Annotated in this window: 10 protein-coding genes; 9 read left to right on the forward strand and 1 reads right to left on the reverse strand. The window is 69.5% G+C overall.

All coding sequences use genetic code 11. From position 1 onward, the window contains the following. Nucleotides 1–96 precede the first annotated feature (96 nt). A complete protein-coding gene (locus tag ACWDUM_RS28130) occupies nucleotides 97–942 on the reverse strand; it encodes a biotin--[acetyl-CoA-carboxylase] ligase (RefSeq protein ID WP_450136523.1) in 846 nt (281 codons plus the stop codon). A gap of 168 nt (nucleotides 943–1,110) precedes the next feature. Between ACWDUM_RS28130 and ACWDUM_RS28135 the strand changes: the two genes are divergently transcribed. From ACWDUM_RS28135 to ACWDUM_RS28175, 9 genes are all read left to right on the forward strand, one after another. Next, nucleotides 1,111–2,751 (forward strand): acyl-CoA carboxylase subunit beta, encoded by a 1,641-nt coding sequence (locus tag ACWDUM_RS28135; protein WP_450136524.1) that lies wholly within the window; start codon nucleotides 1,111–1,113, stop codon nucleotides 2,749–2,751. Continuing rightward, nucleotides 2,748–3,032, forward strand: coding sequence for an acyl-CoA carboxylase subunit epsilon (locus ACWDUM_RS28140; RefSeq protein WP_450117239.1), 285 nt, complete (start codon nucleotides 2,748–2,750; stop codon nucleotides 3,030–3,032). Before ACWDUM_RS28135 ends, ACWDUM_RS28140 begins: the two co-directional genes overlap by 4 nt. Further along, nucleotides 3,029–3,673, forward strand: coding sequence for a Maf family protein (locus ACWDUM_RS28145; protein WP_450136525.1), 645 nt, complete (start codon nucleotides 3,029–3,031; stop codon nucleotides 3,671–3,673). Before ACWDUM_RS28140 ends, ACWDUM_RS28145 begins: the two co-directional genes overlap by 4 nt. Before the next feature lie 357 nt (nucleotides 3,674–4,030). Beyond that, nucleotides 4,031–5,518, forward strand: a complete 1,488-nt coding sequence (locus ACWDUM_RS28150) for a condensation domain-containing protein (RefSeq protein WP_450136526.1) — start codon at nucleotides 4,031–4,033, stop codon at nucleotides 5,516–5,518. Then, complete coding sequence (locus ACWDUM_RS28155) at nucleotides 5,518–6,948, forward strand: condensation domain-containing protein (protein ID WP_450136527.1); 1,431 nt, start codon at nucleotides 5,518–5,520, stop codon at nucleotides 6,946–6,948. Before ACWDUM_RS28150 ends, ACWDUM_RS28155 begins: the two co-directional genes overlap by 1 nt. 104 nt (nucleotides 6,949–7,052) lie before the next feature. Then, nucleotides 7,053–7,949 carry a sulfurtransferase gene (locus tag ACWDUM_RS28160; protein ID WP_450136528.1) on the forward strand — a complete coding sequence of 299 codons (897 nt, stop codon included), beginning with the start codon at nucleotides 7,053–7,055 and terminating at the stop codon, nucleotides 7,947–7,949. Further along, nucleotides 7,946–8,359, forward strand: a complete 414-nt coding sequence (locus tag ACWDUM_RS28165) for a SufE family protein (RefSeq protein ID WP_450117242.1) — start codon at nucleotides 7,946–7,948, stop codon at nucleotides 8,357–8,359. Before ACWDUM_RS28160 ends, ACWDUM_RS28165 begins: the two co-directional genes overlap by 4 nt. A gap of 46 nt (nucleotides 8,360–8,405) precedes the next feature. Beyond that, complete coding sequence (locus tag ACWDUM_RS28170; protein WP_450136529.1) at nucleotides 8,406–9,839, forward strand: condensation domain-containing protein; 1,434 nt, start codon at nucleotides 8,406–8,408, stop codon at nucleotides 9,837–9,839. 175 nt (nucleotides 9,840–10,014) lie between these two features. After that, on the forward strand, nucleotides 10,015–10,133 hold a 119-nt coding region (locus ACWDUM_RS28175; RefSeq protein ID WP_312639142.1), incomplete at its 3' end, for a biotin carboxylase N-terminal domain-containing protein.

The following is a 10,133-nucleotide window of genomic DNA, read 5'->3' on the forward strand; positions in this document are numbered from 1 at the left end:
CCCTCCACCTCCTAACACATTCACCCCCCCGCGCGGGGGGGGGGGGCCCCCCCCCCCCCCCCCCCCCCCCCCCGCCGCTCTCGCATGCACTTCCGGTCATGCCGGACCCGGGTACGGGCGCAGGTGGGTGACGTCGCCCGCCGAGACCGGCACCGCGTCGCCGGAACCGTCGGGCTGCACCACCACCCGGCCCTGCAGGTCCACATCGGTGGCCGTCCCGATCAGCTCCTCGTTGCCCGGCAGTTCCACACGTACCCGCTGCCCGATGGTGCCGCAGCGGCGCCGATAGTCCGCCGCGAGACCGTCGACGCGCCACCCGTCCTCCTGCCACGCGGTGAACTGTGCTGCCAGCGAACGCAGAAGCGCCCGGGCGAGCGTGTCCCGGTCGGTGGTCGCCGCGCCGGCGAGCTGGAGCGAGGTGGCAGTCGGCACCGGCAGCTCCGCTTCGGTCATCGTCACGTTGAGCCCGACGCCGATCACCACCGCGGGCGCGGGGGACGTGGCGGCGACCTCGGCGAGGATGCCCGCAACCTTCTTGCCCCCGATCAGCACATCGTTCGGCCACTTCAGTTCCGCGTCGACCTCGGCCACGGTACGAAGTGCGTCCACCGCCGCGAGACCGGTCATCAGCGGAAACCAGCCCATCGACGCGAGCGGCAACCCCGGCATCCGCAGCAGCACCGACACCGACACCGACGACCGGGGCGGCGCCACGAAACTGCGGGAGTGCCGTCCTCGCCCGTGGTCCTGGTACTCGGCGATCAGCACCGCACGGTCGAGGGCACTGTCGACCGATCGGGCCAGCAGGTCCGCGTTGGTGGAGCCGGTCTCCGCGACGACATCGAGGGTCGAGTAGAAGGCGCGGGGGTCGGCGCCGCCGCGCACGAGGGCGGTCCGCAGCGCGTCGGCGTTCAGAGGTGGCCGGCTCAGGTCCGTGTACATGGGTCGAGCGTAGGGCGCGAGCCCGGTCGGTGTCGCCCTGCCTGCGCCCCCGTGCGGACCCGCGAACCCCACCCCGATTCGATACTCGCCAGTAGCTTGAGTTGATCGACTCGACGTCGACCGCCCTGTCGCATCCGGCGCCCGGACCTGCCGATATGCTCTCTGTCCATGACCAGCGTCCAGGAGTCCGCCGCCACCGCGGCGTCGAATGTCCCCGATATCCACACGACTGCGGGGAAGCTCGCGGATCTGCATCGCCGTCAGGCGGAGGCGACCTTCCCGACCGGTGAGGCCGCCGTGGAGAAGGTGCACGCGAAGGGCAAGCTGACCGCCCGCGAACGCATCGAGGCACTGCTCGACGAGGGCTCGTTCGTCGAGCTGGACGCGTTGGCGCGGCACCGGTCGACGAACTTCGGGCTCGGGGACAACCGACCGGCCGGCGACGGCGTGGTCACCGGCTACGGCACCGTCGACGGCCGCGACGTGTGCGTGTTCTCCCAGGACGCGACCGTCTTCGGTGGGTCCCTCGGCGAGATCTACGGCGAGAAGATCGTCAAGGTGATGGACCTCGCCCTGAAGACCGGCCGGCCGCTGATCGGGATCAACGAGGGCGCCGGCGCCCGCATCCAGGAGGGCGTGGTCTCCCTCGGCCTGTACGGCGAGATCTTCCACCGCAACGTCCAGGCGTCCGGGGTGATCCCGCAGATCTCTCTGATCATGGGCCCGGCCGCGGGCGGGCACGTGTACTCGCCGGCGCTGACGGACTTCGTGGTGATGGTCGACCAGACCTCCCAGATGTTCGTCACCGGCCCGGACGTGATCAAGACCGTCACCGGTGAGGACGTCACCATGGAGGACCTGGGCGGTGCGCACACGCACATGGCCCGCTCCGGTGTCGCCCACTACGTCGCCTCCGGCGAGCAGGACGCCCTCGACTACGTCAAGGACCTGCTCTCGTACCTGCCGTCGAACAACCAGGCCGCCGCCCCGCGCCTGGAGGCGACCGATCCGATCGTCGGGTCGATCGAGGACTCGCTGACCCCGGACGACCTCGAGCTGGACACGATCATCCCCGACTCGGCGAACCAGCCGTACGACATGCACGAGGTGATCCGCCGCCTGCTCGACGACGACGAGTTCCTCGAGGTGCAGGCCGGCCGCGCCGCGAACATCATCGTCGGGTTCGGCCGCATCGACGGCCGCAGCGTGGGCATCGTGGCGAACCAGCCGACCCAGTTCGCGGGCTGCCTGGACATCGACGCCTCGGAGAAGGCCGCCCGGTTCGTGCGGACCTGCGATGCGTTCAACGTCCCGATCGTGACCCTGGTCGACGTGCCGGGCTTCCTGCCGGGCACCGAGCAGGAGTACAACGGCATCATCCGGCGCGGGGCGAAGCTGCTCTACGCCTACGGTGAGGCCACCGTCGGGAAGATCACCGTCATCACCCGCAAGGCGTACGGCGGCGCGTACGACGTGATGGGTTCCAAGCACATGGGTGCCGATGTGAACCTGGCGTGGCCGACGGCGCAGATCGCGGTCATGGGTGCCTCGGGCGCGGTCGGGTTCGTCTACCGCAAGCAGCTCAAGGACGCCGCCGCGGCCGGTCAGGACGTCGATGCGCTGCGCCTGCAGTTGCAGAACGAGTACGAGGACACCCTCGTCAACCCGTACGTCGCCGCCGAACGCGGTTACGTCGACGCGGTGATCCCGCCGAGCCACACCCGCGGTCAGATCGTGTCCGCTCTGCGTCTGCTCGAACGCAAGATGGTCACCCTCCCGCCCAAGAAGCATGGGAACATTCCACTGTGACAATCACGGACAACGCACTCGCCGAGGTCGAGGTGCTCACCGAAGCCGCCGAGACCATCGACGCGGCGACCGCAACCGAAGGTACGCAATTGCCGGTCATCAAGGTGCTCAAGGGCAATCCCACCGACGTCGAGATCGCCGCGCTGGTCGCGGTTCTCGCCGCCGCCGGATCGGGTGAGGCGCCCGTCGACACCACTCCCCCGGACAACTGGGGCCGGCCGACCAGGATGCACCGCGTGCGCGCACCCTTCTCGCCCTACGCGTTCCAGAACCGGGCGTGACGCGGCTCGTCCTCGCCTCGGCCTCGCCTGCGCGCCGTACGGTGCTGCGCAAGGCGGGGATCGAGCCGTACGTGCACGTCTCCGGCGTCGACGAGGACGCCATTCAGGAGGCCCTCGGCCCGCGGGCCGCTCCGCACCACGTGGTGACGGAGCTGGCCCGCGCCAAGGCCGCGGCCGTGCTGCCCGTACTTCCCGCCGACATCGTCACCGATGCCGTGGTGATCGGGTGCGATTCGATGCTCCTCATCGACGGCACCTTGCAGGGCAAACCCCACACCGCCGACGTGGCACGGGCCCGGTGGCGCTCGATGGCCGGGCGCAGCGGAACCCTCCTCACCGGGCACTGCGTGATCCGGGTCCGGGACGGCGTCACGGTCGGTGAGGCCCGCGACGACAGCGCGACGGTGGTGCACTTCGGCACCCCGTCGGGAGACGACCTCGAGGCGTATCTCGACTCCGGTGAACCCATGCAGGTGGCCGGCGCATTCACCCTCGACGGGCTCGGCGGCTGGTTCATCGACCGCATCGAGGGCGACCCGTCCAGCGTGATCGGGATCGGCCTGCCGTTGGTGCGTCGCCTGCTCGGCGACGTCGGCGTCGGCATCGCCGAACTCTGGACCGCCTCACCCGACCCCGCCTGACCGGGACCACACTTCGGCGAACCGCCTGCCGCACGTCATCGTCGGCCCGGCGCAAGCATTCACCTTTCGCAACCGCGGCGACCGCATGTGCCCGAACCGATGGACGGCGCCCGACCCCGCTTCGCCCCGGTGACCGCTCCGGCACGAGCGCCGGGATCACGACGACTGTCCAGCATCGTGCCCGATGCACCGGTCGCCGAACCGCGCGGCGAGAACGCGCGTGATGCCGTTCCGAGTGCCGACGGCCACCCCGTCGGACACGTCCCTGGCCATTCTCTATCCCCCAACACGATCCCTCAGCACGGCACCACTCCCATCCGGCGCCGCGCACTGCACGTCCTGTTAGGAGCCCCACCCATGGATCTTCACTTGATCACTCAGTGGACCCCGCCGCCCGGCCGGGTCGTCGAGTGGACGGTGACCGAGCGCACGGCAGACATCGCGCGCTCCGCCCCCGAGCACCCCACCGCGCCGTCGACGATCCAGGAACGGCACCTGCGCCGCGCCGCAGCGGCCCGTGCCCGCGGAGAGAAGCAGTCCCCATGGATCGGGCTCGCGTTCGACATCTTCCGGGCGCTCGACCCGGCGGCCATGGCACGGGCGATCGAGACGTACATGCGTCGCAACGAGACGCTGTGGAGCTGGTTCGACTTCGCCGATCCCGAGGGTGATCCGTCGGATTTCGGAAACCGGATGTGTCGCCATGTCGTCCCGCCGGAGTCCATCGAGTTCGAGCCCGTTCCCGTCGACGTGCCCCGCACCTCCGAGGAGATCCGCGACCATGTCGTGCACCGGTTCGCGACCGGGACGAGTGCGCTCGCGTGGCCGTCGTTCGTGTTCGGTGCGGTCGAGCATCCGGACGGTGACGGGTTCACGCTCTTCCACGCCGTCGACCACGCGCACACCGACCTGACGTCACTGTCCTACGCGTTCACCGAGCTGCGCACGCTCTACGACGCGGAAGTCGACGGCACCGACCACGGCATGCGCCGACCGGGCAGCTACGTGGAGTTCAGCCGGCGCGAACGCGCCCGCACCGCCGAACTGACCGCGGACTCACCCGAGGTCGAGGCGTGGATGCAGCACCTGCGTTCCACCGGCGGTTCCATGCCCGCCTTCCCGTTGGACCTGGGGACCTCGGACGGTCCGCGCCCCGCGATCGGCACCCGCGTAGCCCTGCTCGACGGACCGGACAGCGAGCGGTTCACGGATGTGTGCCGAGCGAACGGCGGCAACTTCGTCGGTGGCGTGTTCGCGGCGCTGGCGATCACCGAGCGTGAGCTCGTCGGCCGCGACCGCTACTTCGCGCTGTCCCCGTTGTCCACCCGTGACAGCGAGGAGATGGCCTGGGCACAGGGCTGGTTCATCAATCTGATCCCGGTCGGATTCCCGACCGGGGACGCTGCGACGTTCGCCGACCTGGTCGAGTCCGCGCAGCGCTCGTTCCGGGCCGGGAAGGCGCTGGGGTCGGTGTCGATCCAGCAGGCGATCGAGACCGTCGTGGCCGAACGCGGTGTGGAGACGATCACCGACTTCGCGGGGCTCGCGGTGCCGTCGATCGTCTCGTACATCGATGCCCGGCGGCTGCCGAGATCCGACGAGTACGTCGAGTCCAACGCCACCGGACTGGTCGGAGGCAAGGACACCACGATCGCGTCGATGTGGGTCAACCGACTCGACCACGGAACGTGGATCGACATCTCGCACCCCGACACGCCGACGGCGCACGAAGCGGTGTCGCGGTACGGGCGTCGGCTCACCGAGATCATGACGGCCGTCGCCCGCGGTGGCGACTACCGGATCACGCCGTGGGCTCCGGCCCCGGTGACAGCGGGGACGCGCTGATGCATGTCACCGCGATCGACCGCTACGACATCGAACCGGGCACGCTCACCGAGTGGACCTTCGCCCCGACCGACGATCTCGTCCACTCCGACGTCCCGCCGAGCTACAACCAGCAGTTCCATCTCGACACCGCACGCAAGCACGGCGTCGGCAGCAGCGTGTGGATGGCGGCGAGCTTCGACGTGCCCGGTCCACTGGACCGGGCCGCTCTGCGCCGCACGTTCGAGCTGACCATCCGCCGGCACGACGCACTGTGGACCGGATTCGAGGTCCGGCCCGATCGGATCAGCCGGCTGACGGTCCCTCCGCATGCGGTGGCCGTGACCGATTCGCGGCCGGTCGTGTTCGACGACACCCGCGCGTTGCGCAGTCACCTGCGGGGCCGGTTCACCGAGGTCTGCGATCCGCTGACGTTTCCCGCGTTCCTGTTCGCCACCGTGGAGCGGGCCGGGTCGAGCACGGTGATCGCCGCCTTCGACCACACGATCGTCGACGGCTACTCGCTCGTGATCGCGGTCCGCGAATTGCGCCAGATCTACGAACTGCTCTGCGCAACACCGGAACTCGACGACTCCGACGTGCACACCGAACTGGACGACCCCGGTAGCTTCATGAGCTTCTGCGTCGAGGAGAACGCCGAGCAGGACGTCGACGCCTCCGATCCGCGGATCCAGGCCTGGGCCCGGTTCTACGAGGCGTGCGGCGGAACCGCACCGAGCTTCCCCCTCGACCTGGGCGTGGAGCCGGGTAAGCCTGCACCGCAGGCCTCCGATGTCAGGCGAATCCTCGACGCTGCGGACGCGGCCCGATTCGAGGAGGTGTGCCTCGGCGCCGGCGGCACGATGTTCACCGGAGTGCTGACCGCTATCGGGACGGCGCTGCGCCGCGAGGGCGCCCCGACCATCCTGCCGTTGCAGTTTCCGCTGCACACCCGCCTGGATCCTCGATGGGAGGGCTCGATCGGCTGGCTGACCACCAGCGCACCGATCACGGTGCAGATCGACGACGCGGACGACTTCGCGACGTCGCTGACGGAGACGCACGCCTCGTTCCGCTCGTCCCTCACGCTGCGTGGGGTGTCGATGCCGCAGGTGCGAGCCGGGGTCGGCGACGGCTACCGGCGCACCGGTACGGATCTGTTCATGGTGTCGTACATCGACTACCGGCGCCTCGCCGGCACCGAGCACCACCGCGACATCAACGCCCACCACATCAGCAATGTGACGGTGTGCGACGACGCACAGTTCTGGGTGTCGCGCACGACCGAGGGCCTGTCGATCCGGTCCCGACTCCCGAACACCCCGGTCGCCCGCTCGACGATCGAACGGTTCCTGAGCGGACTGGCAGCGGTGCTGGCCGAGGTCTGCACCCGCGGGGTGATGGTGCGGGACGACGAGGAGGATCTGGTCCTGCTCGAATCGGTGGGCTGACCGACCCGTCGTGCCGCGCCGTCCACCGCGTCGGCACGACGGCAATCGGCGGGCCGCCTAGAATTGGGCTTGTCAACCGGTAGTCCACGTCAGGAGCCCCGCCCGTGCCCGTCGCGCCCGATCCCAACCCGTCCTTCGCGGCCTATGCGCATCCGGAGCGGCTCGTCACCTCGGAGTGGCTCGGCGCGCACATCGGCGCTCCCGGAATCAAGATCGTCGAATCCGACGAGGACGTGCTCCTCTACGACGTCGGACACATTCCGGGTGCGGTGAAGATCGACTGGCACACCGACCTCAACGATCCGGTCACCCGCGACTACATCGACGGCGAGGCGTTCGCCGAGCTGATGAGCCGCAAGGGCATTCGCCGGGACGACACCGTCGTCATCTACGGCGACAAGAGCAACTGGTGGGCCGCCTACGCACTGTGGGTGTTCACCCTGTTCGGTCACGAGGACGTGCGACTGCTCGACGGCGGCCGGGACGCGTGGATCGCGGAGAACCGCGACACCACCCTCGACGTCCCCGAGAACGCGCCGACCGACTACCCGGTCGTGACCCGTAACGACGCCCCGATCCGCGCGTACCGCGACGAGGTGCTGGGACACCTGGGCGCCGGACCGCTGATCGACGTGCGGTCGCCGCAGGAGTACACCGGCGAGCGCACCCACATGCCGGACTACCCGGAGGAGGGCGCGCTGCGCGGCGGGCACATCCCGACTGCGGTGTCCATCCCGTGGGCGAAGGCCGCGGCCCCGGACAGCCGGTTCCGGTCGCGCGCCGAACTGGAGGAGATCTACGGCGCGTTCGCTCCCGGCGACGACGTGGTCGCCTACTGCCGGATCGGTGAGCGGTCCAGCCACACCTGGTTCGTGCTCACGCACCTGCTCGGGTTCGAGAACGTGCGCAACTACGACGGCTCGTGGACGGAGTGGGGCAACACGGTGCGGGTTCCGATCGTCAAGGGCGACGAGCCCGGCGAGGTTCCGGCGATCGCATGAGCCTGCCCGAACCCCTCGCCGAGATCGTCGACGACTTCGCCGCGGTCTCCGGGCAGGAGAAGCTGCAGTTGCTTCTGGAGTTCAGCCGCGAACTGCCGCCGCTGCCTGCGGAACTGGAGCAAGCGGCGATGGAACCGGTGCCCGAATGCCAGTCGCCACTGTTCCTCTCGGTCGACGCCGACGACCCGGAACACGTGCGACTGCACTTCAGTGCCCCGCCCGAGGCACCGACGACACGCGGGTTCGCCTCGATTCTTCATCAGGGTTTGGACGGACAGAGCGCACAGGCGATACTGGACGTGCCCGGAGACTTCTATTCCGCGCTGGGTCTGGCCGACTCCGTCAGCCCGCTGCGCCTGCGGGGCATGTCCGCGATGCTCACACGCATCAAACGTCATCTGCGTCGGTGATTGCGATCCATTCGCCGGTGCAGATCTCGAGAAATGGGTTCTGTCAATGGAATTCACCGAGCTGGCCGACTATCCCGTCACGCCGGGAACGGTGACCGAGTGGCTTCCGACCGCACCGTTCGACGGCGGGCCGCACGCACGCATCGACAGTTCCGACCCGTGGTTCGACGATCCGAGGCCGACGTCCTTCGTCCAGGAGTCGCGGCTGCGTGACGCGCGTGCGCGAACCGGGTCCGCGCACGAGTCGTGGCTCGGGACCGCATTCGAGATCGACGGCAGGCTCGACGCGGACGCGTTCGGCCGTGCACTGAACTCGTGGATCGATCGGCACGAGGGACTGCGCAGCCACGCGACCGTCCCCACAGGCCCCGGAGCGCTGCGGAGGCGGACCGTCTCGCCGGGCCGGGTCCGCGTCAGCGCCCATCGGCACGGCTACCGAACGTCGGGCGCCGAGAACTTCGAGCACCTACACCGGCTGTTCGACGGCTGCACGTCCCCGACGTCGTGGCCGGCATTCGCCTTCGCGACCGTCGAACCGCCGGACCGGGACCGGGCGTTCACCGTCTACTTCGCGGCCGACCACGCGATCGTCGACGGGTACTCGGTGGTCCTGGTCGCCCAGGAGATCGAGGCGCTGTACCGCAGGGAGCGGGACGGCGCGGCCCCGGACCTGTTCCCCGTCGGCAGCTACCTCGACTTCGGTGCGCGGGAGCGTTCCGCGGTCGTCGACCTCGACGCCGCGCATCCGGCGGTGGCACTGTGGCGCGGCGTGCTCGACCTCGGCGGTGGGCGACTGCCCGAGTTCCCGCTCGACCTCGGGGAGCTGCCCGAGGTTCCGCCCGCGCAGCGCGGGCTGTCCGCGTGGGTCCTGGACACGTCCGGGGCGGATGCGTTCGCGGTGGTGTGCCGCAAGATCGGGCACGGCTTCTTCGCGGGCACCCTCGCGTGTCTGGCGATCGCAGGCGCCGAACTCTCGAGCGCGGAGCGGTTCGAGACCGTCACTCCCATGCACACCCGCGACGAGCCGGGATGGGCCGGTTCGGTCGGATGGTTCGTCGGGATCAGCCCGATCTCGTTCGCGGTCCGTGGGGCGGGCTCGTTCGCGGAACTGGTGCGGCGGGCGTCCACCCAGGTCGCGGCGGCCAAGCCGGCGGCGCAGGTGCCGTTCGAGTGGGTCAGCGAGGTCCTCGGCACCGACGCACAGCCCCGGTTCGTGGTGTCCTACATGGACGTGCGGTTCGTGCCCGCGGCGACGCAGTGGCCGGACTGGAACGCGCGGGCACTGCGCAGCAAGCAGTACGCGAACGACGTGTACATCTGGGTGAATCGGACCCCGCAGGGCGTGAACATCGCCGCCCGTTATCCCGCCACGGACGACGCGACCGTCGCGGTGCACCGTTACGTCGCCCGCCTGCGCAGCCTGATGGAAGAGGTTGTGGGCACCGGGACGTGCAATCTGCCTTCCCCCGTCACCCGATGAACCGGGAAACTACTGGTCAGTAGGGTTTATGGTGTTCACCGGTCCCTCCAGGCCGATTACATCTGCATATCGGCTGGTGCCTACACTTCGAGGTACTGCCGTCAACAAACCAGCCGGGTCTGACCCCCGGCAGGGGATCCACAGTGGCTACCCCTTGCGATCAACAGGAGGCTCAGTGCCCAGTCATGCCAGCGCGCACATCACGAAGGTGCTCGTCGCCAACCGCGGCGAGATCGCTGTGCGGGTCATCCGGGCCGCGAAGGACGCCGGCTACGGCAGCGTCGCGGTGTACGC

The organism is Rhodococcus sp. NPDC003322, from assembly GCF_053589555.1.